20 protein-coding genes are annotated in these 18,336 nt (G+C 34.2%); 15 read left to right on the forward strand and 5 right to left on the reverse strand.

Features of this window, described 5'->3' with window-relative positions; all coding sequences use genetic code 11:
- Positions 1–17 precede the first annotated feature (17 nt).
- The 5 genes from CCON33237_RS09795 to CCON33237_RS00365 all read left to right on the forward strand — a co-directional run bounded on the left by CCON33237_RS09795 (position 18) and on the right by CCON33237_RS00365 (position 5,945).
- Positions 18–1,013 carry a molybdopterin dinucleotide binding domain-containing protein gene (locus CCON33237_RS09795; protein ID WP_257719893.1) on the forward strand — a complete coding sequence of 332 codons (996 nt, stop codon included), beginning with the start codon at positions 18–20 and terminating at the stop codon, positions 1,011–1,013.
- 11 nt (positions 1,014–1,024) lie between these two features.
- The gene (locus CCON33237_RS00350) at positions 1,025–1,576 is read left to right on the forward strand and encodes a 4Fe-4S dicluster domain-containing protein (RefSeq protein ID WP_012140509.1); all 552 of its coding nucleotides are present in this window, start codon (positions 1,025–1,027) and stop codon (positions 1,574–1,576) included.
- A gap of 10 nt (positions 1,577–1,586) precedes the next feature.
- Positions 1,587–2,225 carry a TorD/DmsD family molecular chaperone gene (locus CCON33237_RS00355; protein WP_054195903.1) on the forward strand — a complete coding sequence of 213 codons (639 nt, stop codon included), beginning with the start codon at positions 1,587–1,589 and terminating at the stop codon, positions 2,223–2,225.
- A 10-nt stretch (positions 2,226–2,235) separates the two neighbouring features.
- Entirely contained in the window at positions 2,236–3,123 is an 888-nt protein-coding gene (nrfD, locus tag CCON33237_RS00360; RefSeq protein WP_054195904.1) for an NrfD/PsrC family molybdoenzyme membrane anchor subunit, read from the forward strand.
- Positions 3,124–3,236: 113 nt separating this feature from the next.
- A complete protein-coding gene (locus tag CCON33237_RS00365) occupies positions 3,237–5,945 on the forward strand; it encodes an ATP-dependent DNA helicase (protein ID WP_054195905.1) in 2,709 nt (902 codons plus the stop codon).
- A gap of 25 nt (positions 5,946–5,970) precedes the next feature.
- Here the strand turns inward: CCON33237_RS00365 and CCON33237_RS00370 are convergent, their stop codons facing one another.
- From CCON33237_RS00370 to CCON33237_RS00385, 5 genes are all read right to left on the reverse strand, one after another.
- Complete coding sequence (locus tag CCON33237_RS00370) at positions 5,971–6,858, reverse strand: hypothetical protein (RefSeq protein WP_054195906.1); 888 nt, start codon at positions 6,856–6,858, stop codon at positions 5,971–5,973.
- Positions 6,859–6,866: 8 nt separating this feature from the next.
- Positions 6,867–7,622: a disulfide bond formation protein B gene (locus tag CCON33237_RS00375; RefSeq protein ID WP_054195907.1), complete on the reverse strand. Its 756-nt coding sequence runs from the start codon at positions 7,620–7,622 to the stop codon at positions 6,867–6,869.
- A 9-nt stretch (positions 7,623–7,631) separates the two neighbouring features.
- Positions 7,632–7,799 (reverse strand): hypothetical protein, encoded by a 168-nt coding sequence (locus tag CCON33237_RS09515; RefSeq protein ID WP_155463265.1) that lies wholly within the window; start codon positions 7,797–7,799, stop codon positions 7,632–7,634.
- A gap of 346 nt (positions 7,800–8,145) precedes the next feature.
- Positions 8,146–9,342 carry an ATP-binding protein gene (locus CCON33237_RS00380; RefSeq protein WP_054195908.1) on the reverse strand — a complete coding sequence of 399 codons (1,197 nt, stop codon included), beginning with the start codon at positions 9,340–9,342 and terminating at the stop codon, positions 8,146–8,148.
- A gap of 242 nt (positions 9,343–9,584) precedes the next feature.
- Positions 9,585–11,621, reverse strand: a complete 2,037-nt coding sequence (locus CCON33237_RS00385) for a DUF6538 domain-containing protein (RefSeq protein ID WP_234402301.1) — start codon at positions 11,619–11,621, stop codon at positions 9,585–9,587.
- 689 nt (positions 11,622–12,310) lie between these two features.
- On the opposite strand from CCON33237_RS00385, the gene CCON33237_RS09520 reads away from it, so the two are divergent.
- From CCON33237_RS09520 to CCON33237_RS00430, 10 genes are all read left to right on the forward strand, one after another.
- Positions 12,311–12,553 carry a hypothetical protein gene (locus CCON33237_RS09520; protein WP_141089910.1) on the forward strand — a complete coding sequence of 81 codons (243 nt, stop codon included), beginning with the start codon at positions 12,311–12,313 and terminating at the stop codon, positions 12,551–12,553.
- Positions 12,546–13,034 carry a hypothetical protein gene (locus tag CCON33237_RS00395; RefSeq protein ID WP_054195910.1) on the forward strand — a complete coding sequence of 163 codons (489 nt, stop codon included), beginning with the start codon at positions 12,546–12,548 and terminating at the stop codon, positions 13,032–13,034. The genes CCON33237_RS09520 and CCON33237_RS00395 overlap by 8 nt, the downstream gene beginning before the upstream one ends.
- Positions 13,024–13,458, forward strand: a complete 435-nt coding sequence (locus tag CCON33237_RS00400; RefSeq protein ID WP_054195911.1) for a hypothetical protein — start codon at positions 13,024–13,026, stop codon at positions 13,456–13,458. Before CCON33237_RS00395 ends, CCON33237_RS00400 begins: the two co-directional genes overlap by 11 nt.
- Before the next feature lie 154 nt (positions 13,459–13,612).
- On the forward strand, positions 13,613–13,822 hold the full coding sequence (locus CCON33237_RS00405) for a hypothetical protein (protein ID WP_054195912.1): 210 nt from the start codon (positions 13,613–13,615) through the stop codon (positions 13,820–13,822).
- Positions 13,812–14,096: a hypothetical protein gene (locus CCON33237_RS00410; protein ID WP_054195913.1), complete on the forward strand. Its 285-nt coding sequence runs from the start codon at positions 13,812–13,814 to the stop codon at positions 14,094–14,096. The genes CCON33237_RS00405 and CCON33237_RS00410 overlap by 11 nt, the downstream gene beginning before the upstream one ends.
- 18 nt (positions 14,097–14,114) lie before the next feature.
- Positions 14,115–14,237: a hypothetical protein gene (locus CCON33237_RS10000; protein ID WP_257719889.1), complete on the forward strand. Its 123-nt coding sequence runs from the start codon at positions 14,115–14,117 to the stop codon at positions 14,235–14,237.
- A gap of 112 nt (positions 14,238–14,349) precedes the next feature.
- On the forward strand, positions 14,350–14,817 hold the full coding sequence (tssJ, locus tag CCON33237_RS00415) for a type VI secretion system lipoprotein TssJ (RefSeq protein ID WP_054195914.1): 468 nt from the start codon (positions 14,350–14,352) through the stop codon (positions 14,815–14,817).
- 1 nt (position 14,818) lies between these two features.
- Positions 14,819–16,213: a type VI secretion system baseplate subunit TssK gene (gene tssK, locus CCON33237_RS00420; protein ID WP_054195915.1), complete on the forward strand. Its 1,395-nt coding sequence runs from the start codon at positions 14,819–14,821 to the stop codon at positions 16,211–16,213.
- Positions 16,214–16,221: 8 nt separating this feature from the next.
- Entirely contained in the window at positions 16,222–16,986 is a 765-nt protein-coding gene (gene icmH, locus CCON33237_RS00425; RefSeq protein ID WP_054195916.1) for a type IVB secretion system protein IcmH/DotU, read from the forward strand.
- Complete coding sequence (locus tag CCON33237_RS00430) at positions 16,987–18,261, forward strand: type VI secretion system domain-containing protein (RefSeq protein WP_054195917.1); 1,275 nt, start codon at positions 16,987–16,989, stop codon at positions 18,259–18,261.
- Positions 18,262–18,336: the final 75 nt, after the last annotated feature.

Here is an 18,336-nt window from a genome sequence, read left to right on the forward strand (position 1 = left end):
CGGTCATTAGAGCATGTATCAACTACAACTCAAATTTAATGGTAACAGCGCCAAATACAAATTTGATCAAAAAACGCATAATGGACGATGACTTCTTCTTAGTTGTCCTTGATCCATATGATATCGATACTTGCGACTATGCTGACTATGTGCTACCTGGTGTTACATTTATGGAGAGTGAGGATATCCAAAACGACCAAATTTCTGGATATGTTTGTTACAACGCTCAAAGTGTAAAACCTCTTGGCGAAGCTAAGACAAATTTAGAGTTCTTCAACGCTCTTGCAAAAGCGATGGGCTATACAGAAGAGTGCTTTAACTGGGATAGCGAAACAGTTTGCAGACGCTTTTTGGATACAGAATTTGCCAAAAAACAAAACATCACCTATGAAAAACTAAAATCAGTCGGCTGGATCAAGCCATTTAGAACGCCTGAAACGATGAAAGATCAGTTCCCGTACTACCCTTATACACCAAAAGACAAACTAATATTTGGTACAAAGAGTGGAAAATGCGAGCTTTACTCACAAACCTTTAAAGACGCAGGATATCATCCAGTAATAGACCTTGAAACTGACTGGGACTACTATGAAAAGAGCAATAAATTTGGAAAAGACTATCTCAAAAAATATCCGCTTTATTTCATGACGCCAGGTACTCAGCTCCAAGACAACTCAAACTGGGGCAATATGCCTTATATCCTAAAAAGGGTTATCGTTAAAGGCAATGCTGAGTTATTTATGACACGTGAAGATATGGAGGCTCGCGGTATCAAAAACGGAGACACAGTTGAGGCAACAAATGAAAAGGGAACAGCCGTCTTTACAGCAGTCGAGACAAATCAAATGAACCCAGGCATAGTCTATGCGTGGAACAACATCTGGGTAAAAGTGACTAAATCAAGAACTGGGGCAAATATACTTTGCTCTGATGGCGTTAGTGACCTAGGAAATGGCTCAACCTATACAGCTAGCTTTTGTGAAGTAAAAAAAGCAGCTAAACAAGAGATGTAAAGGGGTCTAAGATGAAAAGAAAACAAGGTTTTTTATTTGATTATAACTTTTGTATAGGCTGCAAGGCTTGTGAAATTTCATGTCAAGTCTATCACAACCAAGATCCAGATATCAACTGGAGACATGTTGATGGCCTTATGATACACGAAGATGGCATAGAAAAAGAGATCTTTATAACTCACTCTTGCCATCACTGCGATGAGCCAGCCTGTATGGATGTCTGCCCAGTTGGAGCATATATCAAGCTAGAAAATGGTGTCGTACAGCCACTTCATGATAAGTGCATAGGCTGTGGATACTGCTTGATGGCTTGCCCTTATGGCTCTATCACAAAAGGCAAGGACGGTAAAGCTCAAAAGTGCAATCTCTGCGCTGAAAAACTTGAGCGTGGCGAAGAGCCAGCTTGTGTAGCAGGCTGTCCGTGTGGAGTACTAAAACTGGTTGATAGCAACGTCAGCGACAGCGCTGGTATGCAAAAAGAGATGCCAGGCTTTAAGCACTTCTTTACCAAGCCAAACATCCGCTTTTATCCAAGAATGAAGCGAAACGAATTCATACACTAAAGAGTAAAAGATGGGTAAGATCAAAGAAAAGCTTAGCGTTAGCCTTAGTGTTGAAGACTTTTTAAGGCGATTTTTCTTAGTAGAGCTTAGAGAGCAAAATTTAGATGAGCTCATAAGCCTAAGCCTTAATTTTAGTGATAAATTTAAAAATCACAACTTCATACTTTGGCTAAATAAGTGCAAAGATGATCTAAATTTGCTAGACGAGCTAAGATATGAATTTAACAGGCTTTTTGTAGGGCCAAGACACCCAAAAGCTGAGCCATATGAGTCGGTTTATTTTGATTATAAAACGATGTTTGGCGAGAAGACTATGCAGGTGCGAAGCTTTTATGAAAGCTCTGGACTAAAGCTTAGTAAAGAGCAGTTTGATAAATTTCCAGATGACTTCATCGGATACGAGCTGCAATACCTTTACTTTCTAAGTTTCAATGCCTTACAAGCAGACGAAAAAGAGAAAATGGATGAAATTTTACATAAAAAATATGACTTCATCCGCACTCATCCGTTTGAGTGGTTTTATAAATTTAGCTCTCGCTGTAAGGAAGCTACAAATTTAGAAGCTTATGTGAGCTTTGCTGATTTTTTAAATTTATATCTTGAAAACGAGATAGAGCAATCAAGAGCTCTTCTAACTTTTAAGAGTTAAAGGATAGATAATGGAACAAACAACTTGGGGATGGCTCATAGTCATCTATCTATTTTTGGGCGGTTTAGGCGCCGGGGCATTTTTGTGCTCGGCTTTGGCTTATAAGGGCTTTTTGGGCTCGTTAAACGAGAGATTTTATAAATTCGGCTTTCTGCTAGCACCCGTTGCGGTAATAATAGGAACTGCGCTTTTGCTATTTGACTTGGCACCGAGCGCTGCTATAAATCCTATTAAAATTTTACAGCTCTATACGCGCCCGGTTTCGATGATGAGCATAGGTACGTATCTACTTACGTTTTTCATCATAGTCAGCGTTTTGGTGCTTTTGCAGATCAAAAAGAGCGGTAAAATTTGCGACATGATGCTCACGCTCGGAGCCATTCTGGCGCTTGGAGTGATGGGATATACGGGGCTACTACTTTACGTCGTAAAGGCGATTCCGCTTTGGGCTAGCGTGTGGCTGCCGATTTTATTTACGATCTCTGCGATTTCTACGGGGCTTAGTGCAAATGCCGCCGCTACGCTAAATGCGGGGTACGGGCTAAGCCACTGCGCGCATAAATTTCACGTCGTTTTAGTCGCACTTGAGATTGTTGCGGTGCTAGCGCTATTTGCTAGCGTGAGAAGCGAGGCTGCGGGCATGGCTAGCGTGACTAAGATAGTTAGCGGCCCGCTTGCGCCGATGTTTTGGATAGGCTTTGTCGTATTTGGGCTTGCTTTGCCGCTGCTAGGCGGAAGCAAATTTATGCTTCGCAGCTGCAGCGTGAATGCAGACGGCAGCGTCTGCGCGCACGGCAGCGAGGAGGTAAAAAGCTGCGTTTATAACGAATATGGCGTACTTGTGGGCGGCTTCTGCCTAAGGGCGTTTATCGTGCTCGGCGCGGTATATATATTTTAGTTTCTCCCTTTTTCTGATACTTGGGTCGGATGAAAGTCCGACCTATTAAAATATCTTAAAAATATTTTTAAAAGATTCGATAAAATACGTAAATACTTTATTTAGGAATAAACATGGATTTTGAGGACCAAATATTAAGAACTTGTGAAAATATAGATAAAAATCTTGCGAACAACAAATTGTGTGACGAGCGAGGATTTGTTAGCCAAGCTATCTTATCTCAGCTTAGAAATTTAGTAGAGTATATTTTTCAAAAAATTCACTCTAGTGAAGAAAAAATAGATACCAATGAGTATCAGCAGACAATTAATGAAAATGCTATTAAATATATCAAATCAAAGGGCGGAAATTTTACTTTTTTAATTCGTTTCCATAATTTTTTAGATAAATCTGTCTCGCATTACACACTTAGTGAAAATTCATCCGAACGTTTAATGCTTAAGTATTTTATGTATTTGGTCGAGTGTAAAAATTTTTTAAGAGAGCGATACAATATTGAAGTACTTAGAAATCTTGACAAATTCCCGCTTAATTTAGATAAGAAATTTATGGAATACTATGAAAAAATTGTAGAAAAGATAGAAAATAAAAATGTTTTAAGTAATTCCGGCAAAGAAAGCAATGCTTACTATGTGACAAAGGTAAAGCCCTTTATAGTAAAAGAACAAATTTATTATGAGGTAACATTTGTTAATGCTGTTGATACTTTTAGCAAATTTGATAAACTAATTGCATTTTGTAAATTTAGAATTTTTGATAATTATACTGTCAATTTATGGATTCGTAATGAAAATATAGAAATTCTAAACAAATCACTACAGGTAAAAATCATTGACAGTTGGGAAGTTTCTATTAGACCAGCTGAACTGCAAAATTTTGGTAAGATTTTTGAATGTAGTCAAAAAATAAATAGAACAAGCGAATATAAAGAATTAATGCAATTTTTGACACGTAAGAAAATTAGCCTAGTCGATTTGATTGATAGTTATGATTACCAAGATATAAAAAGAAACATTATTTCTAAAGGACAAGTTTCGCATATTTTTGATATTTTAGATAAGGCAAAGGCAGTTACCAAAGATGGTAGAAATACAATTAGGTATTTACTGCACAACTTACGTAATCAAGTAATAAAAAAGCAACTTCCAAATAATGAAGATAGATGCCTATCAGATTTAAAGCTAAATTCAAAATGCCTTCCATTTGAGGAAATGCCGTTTGCTACATCTTTAATAAATCACAATCCTAGCTTTTATGATTTGTTAGAATGTATGGATACAAGCAGAAGAGAGCATGAATTATTTGCTAGGGCAGTAAAAAGTAGGATTGAAAATAGCGGAAGCTTATTTGTTGATAAAAAGGAATTTAATTTTAACAATATAGATAATCTAAGATCTCAATTTAACTCAAAATTATGGCCAGGAAATAAAAACAATCCCAAAGGGCATACCGGTAGGAGAATTGAGGAATTTCAAAGTCACTTTTATATCAAAGAGTATGTCGAAAAATCTATCGAAATTATTGATGGGCTTGACAAATTGACACAGAGCGGTATTCAAAACTACTCAAATTCTGTAAAAGAGTGGATAAAGAACAATTTGACGCTAATTGATGATAAAGAAAAAGAAAATATTGTTATTAATCTATTTGAGAAATCAAAAGTCGCCTTGATTTATGGCGCAGCCGGTACTGGTAAAACGACTTTAATTGATTACGTATCACAATTTTTTAAAGAAAATAGTAAAATATTTTTAGCCAATACAAATACTGCTGTAGATAATTTAAAAAGACGTATTGCTGCGAGCTCAAAAAGTGAATTTAAAACAGTTGCTAAATTAATAGCTGGTACAGACACAAAATGCGATGTTTTAATTATCGATGAATGTAGTACAATAAGTAATGATGATATGCAAAAAGTACTTAATAAAGTAAAATTTGAGCTCATTCTCTTAGTAGGAGACATATATCAGATAGAAGCGATATCATTTGGCAATTGGTTTAAAATCGCTCAGAGCTTTCTTGATAAAGCAACTTTTACATTAGAAAAAACATATAGAACAAAAGATAAAAAACTTTTAAAACTTTGGGATGAAGTAAGAAGTTTTGGTGATTGTATTAGTGAAATTCTACAAAGAGAAAGCTATTCGCAAAAATTAGAAGATTTAAGTTTTGAAGCTAGTGATGATGAGATTGTTTTATGTCTTAATTACGATGGATTATATGGTATTAATAACCTAAATACTATTTTGCAAGAAAACAATAAAGCAAAAGCTGTAGAATGGGGTCTTCATAGATATAAGATCGGCGATCCTATTTTGTTTAATGAGGTAGAAAGATTTAAACCACTTATTTACAATAATATGAAAGGAAAAATTGTTAATATTGAGCTTGAAGAAAAACGAATTTGGTTTAGCATCGAACTTGAAAAATCAATAACTGGACTAGATGCACAAAAGTATGATTTTGAGTTATTGGAGAATAGCGATAAATCGGTGATAAAATTTTATGTTAATCAATACGGAACGGCTGATGAGGAGGGGAATCCTGAAAATAATGATGAAGAAACTGTTGTGCCGTTCCATGTGGCATACGCCATTTCAATTCATAAAGCACAAGGTTTGGAGTACAAAACTGTAAAAGTAGTAATAAGTAGCGAAGTTGATGAAATGATAACGCATAATATTTTTTATACAGCAATAACCAGAGCGAAGGAAAATCTACAAATATATTGGTCACCGGAAGTCGAAAAGAAAATTCTAGAAAGCTTCAAAAAAAGAAACAGCAATAAAGATATTGATTTTTTGCAGAAATTAAAGAAATAAAAGCCGCCCAAAGACGGCTTAAATTTTATCTCTCGAAAATAAAAATTTTATTCACACCGTCCTCTCTGGACGCGACGTAGAATTTACTTTCTTTGATAGCGAGCGCATGGGCATCGCTCGTACCTTCAAAGCTATAAACCTCCACGATCTTTCTGCTGCGCGGATCGAGCTTTAGGATGCTTGAGTATTGCTTTGAGAGAAGATAAACAAACTCGCCTTGCGCATCCATACCCGTGATATAGTAGTCGTTTATATCCCTGCCGTCCTTTACGCCGAGAGCCTCATCGAAGCTCGGCACGAACTCGGTCGAGAGCATGTTGTCGGCATCGCTAAAGCTCGCTATGCTCCAGCTTTGCTTTATGTTATCCGGCACGCTAGCGATGAAAAACTCGCCGTAGAAATCCGAGTGATCCCACGAAAGGATGAACTGCTGTTTGGCGCGCACAGTGGAGTAGCGGTCCTTGAAATCGAGCGTGAAATTTTCGTATCCGTCGTGCAGATAGCGCCACGCTTTGTTCGCTTCCTCTTTACTTTGATTCGGTGCAGGCTTGAAAAACTCATAGGTTTTATTATAGCTCATGAGCCCTACCGAGCCTTTAAAAAAACTCGCTGCGACGGTCTCCTCCATTTGGATTATCCAATCGGGTGTGCTTCGTAGATAGTTTTTTACGGTTTTTAGCTCGCCATCCATTTCGTAGAGCTCGAATTTTAGCGTACCGAGCAAGAAGTTTCCGCTTGCCGCGTCGTAGTCAAGCCCTGTGACGGGATTATTGTTGTTTAAATTTGGCGTTATCTCGCCGATTTTGCGTAGCGGCGTTAAATTTACCACTGCGCCATCCGCAGGATTTAGATTAAACTCACCGCCCAGCGCCAGTGCAGCGCACAAAAGGGTTAAATTTAGAAATCTTTTCATCTTCAGCCTCACTTCGGTAAATTCGGTAGTTTTGGATTCCAGCTTTCGCGAAAATCAATTTCGGTTTCTTCCCAGTGATCAAGCTCCCAAAACCACTTTGACGGATCGATGCTCATGCGCGAAGGCGTCGCGGAGGCTAGATAGGGCGGAGGGCCTGCCGTGATGAAAGCCTGGATGCAGTTAAAAGCCATGATGATAGCAAAGGCCACCACGGCTATCTTGCCTAGCGCAAATTTGGGTAAAACCGCGCCGTATGCGCCCTCTTCGCTTTTTTGCATTATTTTACCTACGTTTTTGCCTAGCAGCAAAATCACACCCAAAAATATAATGACGCAAAAATGTACCACTACGACCCAAAACTGCGTGTGTGCGCCTAAAATTTCAAGCCCGAAGCCTTGCTTGATGTCGAGGTAGCCGCCGCCCGTGCCGTCAAGGCTATAGTGTAAAAAGCCGTCGTAAAGCCCAAGGCACGCTAAAAAGAGGATTGCAGCGAGGTATTTGACCTTAAAGCCGTATCTAACGATAACTAGCGCCATAAACGAGATCGCTACCATGCAAAATCTCTCATGCCAACACATAATACAGGGACTATCGCCCATACCAAAGCCCAAAACAAGGCATGCGATACCTACTGGCAAAGCGATGAGAGCGAGCGCCGCGAGGGCAAAAAGGTTGAAAAATAGCTTCTCATCATCGCCCCAGCCCGCAGAAATTTCGGTGCTGCGGGTGAAGCTTTGAGACATTTTATCTTGCATACTTTCCATCGCTCGCTCCTAGAAATTTCCCATAGGCACGACGGCAAATTTATTTACCCATGCCATCATGATGACGAGTATCGCGACACCTGCAATACCAAAGCCCATAACCGCGCGCTTTTTCTCAGGCTTGAGCCACAGCAAAAGAGCTGCGACGAAAAACATAAGAACCATTAAAAATTCCATGTTTTCTCCTTTCTTGCTGAAATTTAATATCATAAAATATTAGGCTTTTATTTATTAAATATACATTAAAAAATATATTTTTACAAGTATAAATATATTTTTTTGTTATATTTTTATGCTATTAAAATATATATTACTAATAATTTTTTTATATTAAAGCTTATTTTAAACTTATTTCAGGCGTGTTAATTTGATTTTGCTCTTGTAGGTTTGTGCAATTGAAATTAATAAGAGATTTAACAAGCAGTAAGACGAAGTCATAACTAAACGCTTAATTTGTCTTGAGTCAAGGTGATTTTTCCACAATTGCTTTTTATACTAGCAATAGTTTATTGCCAAAGTAGTGCTAGTATAAAAACCCAAACAGCCAAAGTGGAATTTTATTTCCAACCCCTACTTCAATATCATCTGCCACTATAAATGAATTTGGCATATCCTTAATCTGCTCAAAGCTCTTTTTGGCTCCGCCTATTTCAAAGACAAATTCGCCTACTATAAAATCTCCGGCTTTGCCTGAGTAAATTTCAGTAATATTTCCAAGCTGATTGGCAAAGAATGTTTCTCTCACATTTCCTATTTCTGGGCTATTTATATACATTAAATTTGTATTTTCAAGGTAAATTTTGTCTGCCTTATCCATATTTTTTATAGCAAGCTCGTTTTTCATTAAAAGCCTTATAAGTCCAGCACTATCAAGCATAGCAAGATACTCTTTTAGCGTCCTATCATCCCTTATATCAACAAGCGATTTTAGGCTTGAGTAGTTTGGTTGATATGGGACGTTTGTGCTTATAGCATGAGTTAAGATCTTTAGCTTTCTTGCTGTGTTGCCGTTTAAATTTGGATATATGCTTAAAAGATCGCTATCTATCGTAGCCTCTATACTTTGTTTTAGAGTCCGATAAAAGGCAGTATCATTTGGCATATCGTTATAATATGGGTAGTAGCCTACCTTTAGATACTCTCTGAAAAGCTTAATGACTGCTAGCTCTTTTTGTTTTAAAGTATTAATAATATCAACAGCTATCTCCTGATGGCTTGCGAGCAAATTTGTAAGCTCAACCGCTTCTAAATTTATGTCGTATCTTAGCCCTGCATACTCCCTAAAACTCATTCCAATCATCTTATATACGATCGCTCTTCTACTTAAATCATGAGAGTTTTTTAACACTTCAAGAGCAGATGAGCCAGTAGCTACTATGTTTAACTCTTTAAAATTATCATAGGCAAATTTTAATACAGCCGATATGTCTTTACTCTTATGAATTTCATCTAGGTATAGATGCTTTCCACCATTTAATACAAACTCTCTTATAATCGAGGTTATATCGTTTGATATCTCTATGTCATCTAGACTTAAGTAAAGACTATCTTTGTTTTTACTGGCAAGCTGAGCCAAAGTAGTTGTTTTACCTATACCTCTTTGCCCAAGGATAACAATAAGCCTATGAGATAAATCCTTGGAATCTATAAAATATCTTTTGAATTTATGATTATTTAACCTTATAAGGTCATTGCTCTTTAAAAAAAGTTGATCTAGCAAGATTTACCCTTTAAATATGTAATGCAATACAATTATATCATAAAAAGATATGTGATAAGATACAAATAAGATTGTTATTTAAATACAAGTATATTTTTATTGTAAATGACTATATACATTTACAATTAAAAAGCACTCACCCTTCCCCTCCTTGATAAAAATTTACCTCTTCAACTAGATCCTTTAGAATTTTCGGAGTTACTGGTTCGCCATAAGTATTCATAGTGATCTTGTATTGTTGTTCATGCCCTACAAGGGCAAGCTATATGCTCGACCCTCTGGCCGCTTTGGATGAGCTTGTTTATGAAAGTGTGTCTAAATGAGTGAAATGTCCTTGTTTTATCACTATCTTTTACAACTTTAGTATTGATCTTCTTTCTAAAATATTCAGAGAAGTCTTTATTATCACAGCTAAATAACCTAACTGCTTTGTCACATTTCCTAGCTAGCTTCTTTTTACTCTCTATAAATTCAAACAGCCCAATGCTACTTAACTTAGAGTGGATAGGAACTATCCTTACAGAGTTTCTAGTCTTTAAAGTCTTACTCTTGCCTGTTTTTACATCTATTTTTGTATTTAAACTAAAGCATACTATGTTATATTTTTCAACTATATCATCTGTGTTTAGCTGTATTATCTCATTTAGTCTCATGCCAGAATAAGCTGCTATATGAGTAACGAAAAATAGCTCATCTTTGCTAATTCTTTGACTTTTGGTATCGCCACTTGATCTAATCTTACTCACAATATCCAAAAGTGCGTTTACGTCACTATCTTCATAAGGATTTTTATTTGTAACGTCATCCTGGTTTAAATTTATTTGTAGATCCACAGCTGGGTTCTTATCTATATAGTCGCTATCGTAGCAATATTTAAAAAACTCACTAACTCTAACAATATACTTCTTAATGGTTGATTTAGAAATTTTTGGTCTATCTTTTGCTAAAGCTATGATCTCATTTAAGCTCTTATCTTTATAGAGACTATTTTGAGAGAGCTTGGTTGGTAGTTGTAGTAAGATATTTCTGAAATTTAGCAAGTCATCTCTTTTTATCTTTTTAATATCTAGCTCATAACCAAATTTCATAGACATTAGCTTTCCTACATGTCTAACAAGACCAAATGTGCTATCACTCCAGTTGTTTGAAATACTCGTGTTTGATACATAGTTTTTAAATGCGCTATTTAGCGTGATCAAGTTAGCTTTACTCTCATTTTTAGTAGAAGAGTCTAGTTTGTATCTAAGACTTTTAGCTCTATTTGAGAAGAGCTTTTGAAAGAAATTTATAGCTTCATTGAAAGTCATGCCACTAGCATCACTTGTGTCATCTATCGCAAGATCTTTGGTTCCAATGTCACTTAAAACTATGCCTTTATCTTTATATTTATCTGCCTTATATAGCTTTACCTGACCACCAAAGGTAGGATCATTTAAATTTCCATATCCAAATTTTAGATCATCGCTTAGCTCGTTGTCTCCATCTGGTGATAACTCACAACCAAATATTCTTAAGATATCGTTTTGTGTGAGTGCTCCCTTTTGCCTAGCTAGCTCATTTATGGCATCTCTTAGCTCACTAACAGAGTGTTTTAAGGACTTTTTAGTGAAAGGCAGCACCAAATTCTGCCTTTTTAAAGTCTCTATGTCGTCTTGATAGCTATCTATGTTAGCCTCTTTAACGCCTTTTGCTATCTCGTCTTTAGTACTATCATCTAAATTTGCACTCTTGTGCTTTTTACCAAGTGGTACAAATGTCTGTTGCTTATCATTTAGTAGCTTTTGGTTTTTGCACATCTTATATGATATGTGATTTATGTTATCTATCGTTGCCTCAAGCACTCTTTTGCCAAGAAGCTTTTTGGTGTGAGAGTCAGTGCAAGATAGCTTTTTGCAGATATCATCAACCTCTTTTGATATGACGCTGAGCAAGCCATCTTCTTTTAAACTCTGTTTTAAAAACAAATTTAGTGATAGTAGCCCATCTAAATTTATATATCTGCCAAGCATATCATGCTCTTTGATACTTTTGGCCTCCTTGGCTTTTAAAAGCATAAGCACCAAGTGCTCTATAAGTTCGCTGCTCAAATTCATCTTCCATGCCTTTTTGATCGCGTTAAAAATTATAGAGTAGATCTTAGCACGATTTTTTGCTGTATCAAAGCGTTTTGTGAGGAAGGAGGTTATATATTCGGTTTTATTACCAAAATAAGGCCTCAGATATAGTGGGATAGCTACTCTAAAGTAGTATATGCCATTTCGTTTGACTAGATATTGCATCTTTGTTACCTATGCAATATAACTTTGTAGCAAAATGTAGCAGATACTTAGTGTGAAACTGGCTGTGTGTCGTCTTTTTGGTGCTTACACAAGGTTTATTTTTAAACCCTCATAAGCCGGAGGTCGGGAGTTCAAGTCTCCCCCGTGACACCATAACATCCTATTTTAGGCACTAGCAGTGATGCTTTTGTTCTTTCCCTTTCTTTAAAATTTCCTTTAAGAGTGGAACACTTAGTTACTAAAGTGGGACAGCCTCTTAAAAATTCCAATGATTATAAAGTCATCACCTTTTTAATACCATAAAATAAATTTGTTTTAAATTTTTGCTTCTAGCTTTTATTTTAGGTCACCTTTAAAATACCCCAAGGAATATCCAGCTACTGCCATTAAGCTTCAGTAAGCTTGATGGTAAAGATGAAGAGCTTCATAGTAGAGCCTTTGTAAATAATTTTCTTAAAGGCTTTCAAGAAAGCTTTGAGAAAGACTATACCGCATAGCCTTACGTACAAAAAATGAAAGAGGATATAATGACGAAGAAATAAAAGGTTATACGAGTTTGCAAACCGGTGCTAGTTATATAAATTTCAAAAACATAACCGATATGAAAGATCTAGTAAAGACCATAACTCATGAAAACCAAAGATCGATGGATATACAAGATCATAGGGATATAAATAAAAATAGAGACGATGATACCAAATACGCATCAAATTTCTCAAATTTTGCGAGAAGTAAAGCATCCAATTGGGGCAATATCAAAACAATGGAGAGATTTCTTAAATACAAAATCAATAAATAGGAAAGATAAATTATTAAATAATATGATAGAAAATGGTGGAAATATTTTTAGACATACAATTTTTCAAGGAGCAAATTATGATCTTCGCAATATAATAAAAGACAATACTATCGGCGGTAGTGGTAATGAATGATTTTTTTAATGCTTTCTGGCGAGAATTTCAATATAAAATCGTAGATTTAATCGTATATTTAGCCAATCATCACCCATTAGTTGCTTGGATTATTTTATATTTTTTGGGTTTGCTTGTACTATATTTTTGTTTTAAGTTTATTCGCCATTGTTATATAATCTATAATAAATCTAAAAATATAAAAATTTTAAAAATAGGTATATCATTTTTTATTCCTATTGTTATTGTTTTTTACTTTCTCGTTAAATTCACAATCTACAAATCAAATGGATATTTAGTTTATTTTTGCATCTTTTCGTGGATTTCTACTATTGGCGTGATTTTTGGGGCTTTTCGACCTGAAAAATTTATACCAGATAAACCACAGAATAGAAACCCTAAAAAACAAAAGAAGCAAAAAGCTAAATTTGAAAAAAGTAAGAATTCGTTTAATTTTACAAATGTAAAATTAAAAAATAAACAAAACAGCGGTGATAAATAGAAATTTTAAAAATATCTTTAAAATAGGAATGACTGAAAGAATAAACGAAAAACTATTAGCCAATACACCAAAAGGCGGAAAATTAGGTAGTGATGGTATATTAAGACATAACGGTAAAGAGTATGTAGCTCATAGTATGGATATAACGGGAAATAAAGTGATATATCAACAATTAGGTAAAAATAATAAACCGGTAGAGGTTTATAAAATTACTAACGATAAAGGTTATTTAGTGACAGCCTCTAAACCAAAGCTCTCTGCTTCGGAAAGCAGTCCTAGTACTTTAATAAAAGACGTAACAAAAGATATTAAATTTTATGATAGCTCAAAAACACCGGGTATAGTAGCAGGCGCCACCATAGGCGTAGGTATAGATATTGGATCGCAGTATATAAATAACGGCAATAGTTTTAAAAAATATTAACCATACAGAAGTAGTAATAAATGCATTAGGCGGTGCATATGGTGGAGCTGCTAGTGGTTTATTCTCAGCAGTAGGCAGAGGTGCTTTTGTTAACTCATCTACCGAGCTATACTCTCAGCTTAAAGATACATCAAAAGATCTAGATGTAGAGAGAGTGGTCGGAAAAGGTTTTGTTGGTGGAACTTTTGGTGCATTCGGCAATATAGCAGGAAATTTTGGTAAAAATATAAAAGTTGGCGATAGAGATTTACATACCGCAGCCGAAGTAGGAACAAATTTTATTACTACAGCCGGACAAGCTATTGTAGATAGCGTAGAAAGTAAAAAAGATAAAACAAAAAAGCAGATAAGTAATGAAGAATAATTGGATTGTATTTTTTGGGTCAATAGCATTTTTTATAGTAGGCGCTATTTGTATAATAATTCTAAAACTTCTTTTCGGAGAATATTATGTTGATGCCGTAGTCGCATTAATCATACTTACAAATGTATATTTTATGATAAAAAACGGCATAAAAAAGAGTGACTTTCAGAAAAAGAATTTGAAAGAAATGGACGTCACGATAGGCGGCGTCTCTTTGGTACAGGCTATATTTGTATTTATAATGTGGATTGGCTACAACGCCACAAGAGGGTAAATATAAAAAGTCGGCGATGTGGATTTACAGACTGAGGCTGAAACTGGAGCAAGTATATTTTACCGGAATAACACACAGGTGGCTGTAGATAGTATGAGCAGCAAAGATAATAAAAATAATAAAGACGATAAAAAAGAATGAGAACAGATATAAAAGTTTTGTTTAAGAACATTAATTTTAAAATGAGCATCATCTAAATTTTTTAGATATAATTACGCAAAAGTTATATTATTAAAATCAGGTAAAGGAACTCATGAAAAAAATATTTAAATTTCTATCTTTTTTAGTATTTATGCTATTTCTTACAGGATGTGCAAAAGATCTTATTATAAGCAATATGCCAAATTCAAATTTAAACTATCATGGCGATAATGTTCCTATAACTATCATAGCTTATAAATTAAGAGATGTGGCTAAATTTAAAGAAGCTAGCATTATCGATCTAGCCGAGAGAAATGGTGAAATACTAGGCTATGACAAGATTGACTCTATAAAAACACAAATTCAGCCAAATACAAATAGATATGCTTTTACAAATGTATATCCTGACGAGGTTCCGTATGTTGGTATTTTGGTACTTTATGCTGATCAGAGCAAGACAAATATCAAGGCTTACAAAGCCACAAAAGAGATAAAAGAAAAAAATATAGTTTTTGAAATAACAAAAAATGGCGTAAATGTTTTAGACGCTAGTAGCTCTAAAATACAAGCAAGCAAATAAAATGTCTGAAAAGCTAAAAGTCGTTTGGTATAACGGAATGAACGTTGATAAGGTTCATTTCGAGCAACAAGAAAGATATTTTGAGAGAAATTTAAACCTAAAAACCATCTATTCTTTTTCAAATTTATATGGCGTTTTAGATTTAGAAATTTCAAGCGATCTTTTGCTTCAAGGCAAAATAGGGCTAACTAAAATTTCTTGTATCTCTCAAGATGGTACGATTTTCAACGCGCCAGATCAAGATGAATTACCAGAGCCGCTTGAGATAAGCCCAAGTGAGCTAAACTCAGCCATTATAGTGCTAAAACTACCTATTAGCTCAGGTTTGGTCGATATTAGCTTGCAAAATAATTTACCAAACCTAAAATTTACAGCCAAGCAAGCACTTATTAGCTCAAGAGTGCATGATGAAGCTAGCAACGATATACTAAGTGAGTTAGACGATAAAGATGATTTTGAGCTATCTTCGGCCTTTACGCAAGATAAAGAAAATATAATCCTAGCGAGCCAAAGATCGTCTCTTGGAGTATTTGGCTCAAAGATGCCTTACGAGCTTAGCATACCAATTTGTAAAATAAAAAATATAGACCTAAACAAACAAATAACACTTGACGAAAAATTTATTCCAACTTGTATTGACATCAGTAAAAACACCTTTATAACAAATTTTATAGAGGAGCTTAGCTTTGCTACAAAGCAACATCAAGAGAGTTATTTTGGGTTGCTAGGAGGTATTAATCAAGCTAAAAATAGACTTGATTTTTCAACGTATTTAACACTAAATATGCTAAAAAAATGGCATTTAATATTCTCTTATTTGTCAAAGAAAGATAAATTTCACCCAGAGTATTTGTATGAAAAATTAGTTGATTTTCAGGCTGATCTGTTGGCACTTAGTCATGATAATAGTTTTAGTGAATTTATAGCCTACGATCACAATAACCTAACTCAAACTTTTGTACCTTTAATAAATAATCTAAGACTTTTGTTCTCACATATCTTATCTCCAAAATATATAATGGCACAGATTGTTAAAAATAATCACGGCTTTTATGACTGTATTTTTGATAATCCAAGTATTATTGAAAACTCAGAAATTTATTTTGCTATTCACAGTGATACGAAAAATGAGTATCTTCTTAAAAATTTCAAAGAGCAGTGCAAAATCCATACTCAATCAAATATAAAAGGCATAGTTTCTTCACAGCTAAGAGGTATAAACGTAGAGCAAATTTCTGTTGTTCCTAGTACTTTACCGAAGTTAAACGATTATATCTACTATAAGATAGACAAAAAAGATGAAATTTTTAAAAGCTTTGCAAATCAAAATGTGATTAGCGTTTATATAACGGCAAATTTACCAAATGCTGACATTAAAATGTGGGCTTTATTATAAGGATAAAAATGAACGAAAATCAAAATGAAACCTCAGTTTTAAGTCAAACAAATCTTTTGGGTCTTGGCACAAATCTTGCACTAGATCATGTGTTACCATTGCTTCTTTTGGCAAATAGGGTTTCAAAATTACAAAATTTTTCACAAAGTGAAATGGCAAATTTACGTGAAAAATTGATAAACGATATCTTAAGCACTACTTCAAAGATATCAAATCTAGGCATTTACGAGGAAGACGATATTATTAGACTTAGATATTGTCTTTGTGTTTTTATAGATGAGAGCTTGCTAAAAAATGAAATTTTTATGAACAGCTTTTGGGCCAATAATACTCTGACAACAAGATTTTTTAATGAAAATCTAGGTGGAAATAAATTCTTTGGCATTATGGATAAGTGGTTTGAAAATGTTGGTAAAAATAAAGATTTCTTAGAATTTATATATGCTTGTTTGGTGCTTGGCTATAAAGGAAAATATGAAACACAAGAAGATTGCAATGAAAAAATTTCTTATCTTTGTGAAAATATAGCTGCAGCCGTTTCTCCGCTCATAAAGGCCGATGAAAACGTATTTGAAAAGAGTTACTTAAAACAGACAAAGAAAAGTTTTCTTGAGGTATTTTCGTTAAAGCGTTTAAAATTTTATTTTATTTTGCTAGCTATTGCTATGATCGCAGCTGCATTTTTATATAGTACATATTCTATGGATCAAAACAATATTAGAAACAATAGTGTTCTAAATAATAAGATAGAGAATTTTATGGATAGCAAGTAAGTGCAAGATAATTTTTGTAATAAATTTAATGAAGATTTTTTAGAGAATGAGCTTTATATTAGTTTAACTGATGAAATGTCAAAGTATAAAACTTTGATGCATGATAGCATAAAGTGGGATTACGTATTTAGCTCATCTTTAAAGGCATTAAGTGAATTTAGTATTGATGCCAAGCTTTTAAATTTTTTAGCGATTTCTGCTATAAATTTAAATGACAAAGAGGCTTTTAAGACACTTATAAAAGCCTTTGCTTTTTTTCTATCTATTTTGAAAAAAGAGCCAAATTTACTCGCAAAAAATGAAAAACAACTACCTGCTAAAAAAAAGATAATAGCTCAAACAATAGAGCTTTTTACGCAAGCTAATGATAAAGCTTTGGATCAATCTGACGCAAAAGCGTTTAATGACCTTGTGCCTGAGCTTTCGCAAGAGCTTGGTACACATTTTGATACGCTTTATATAGAAGAAAAAAAAGAAGAAATTTTAAAAGCTAAAGAGCCAAAAGTAATTACTAAAACTGAGCCAACTTACCATCAAAGCGTTTCATTTAGTGGCAATGACATTAGTACATTTAATGATAGAGAATTTAGAGAATATTTTATAAATTTATCACTAATGCTTTTAAAGAGTGATATTAAAAATTTTACCGCTTATGCTTTAATTTTTGAAGCAATGTGGGGCAGAATAAAGGCACTTCCATCAAGTAGCGACCAAATAACACAGATACGTTATCCTGATGAAAATCTGATTATGCTTTTTAAAAAAAGTAAGGAACTAAATCTTGATAATTTAGAAAAATTTATAAGAAATTTAGCGCTTAATCCATTTTGGATAGAAGGCATTAAGATATTTTGCGAGTTTTTAAATAGTGCTGGACTTGCAAGGCAAAGTGATCTTATTTGTGATATGGTTTTAAATTTTATTGATAAATTCCCAGATATAAAAAAGCTCAAATTCCAAAGTGGAGAATCTTTTTTTAGTGAAGAGATAAATAAATTTTTTATTAAAAGCAACTCTTTGGAATTTACTTCCAGCAGTGATAGTAAAAAAGATATGAGTTTTGAAGATCTAATAAAAGAACTAGATAAAAGTAAGCATGCTTCAAGTGCTCAAAGTGAGCTTAATTTTATGCTTGAATTATCAAAAATTTTTACTACTCAAGGTATGAATAATAATGCAAAAGCTACCTATGCACAAATAGTTAATTTCATAGAAAATACCGAGCTTAAAGATTATTTATCAGACATATATATAAAGGCAAAAACATTTGTGTGATAAAATATGTTTTTTTAAATCACCTTTAATTTTATTTAAATATAATTCTTAAATCATTTATGAAAAAAGGATGTT

Source organism: Campylobacter concisus (assembly GCF_001298465.1).
GTDB lineage: Bacteria > Campylobacterota > Campylobacteria > Campylobacterales > Campylobacteraceae > Campylobacter_A > Campylobacter_A concisus.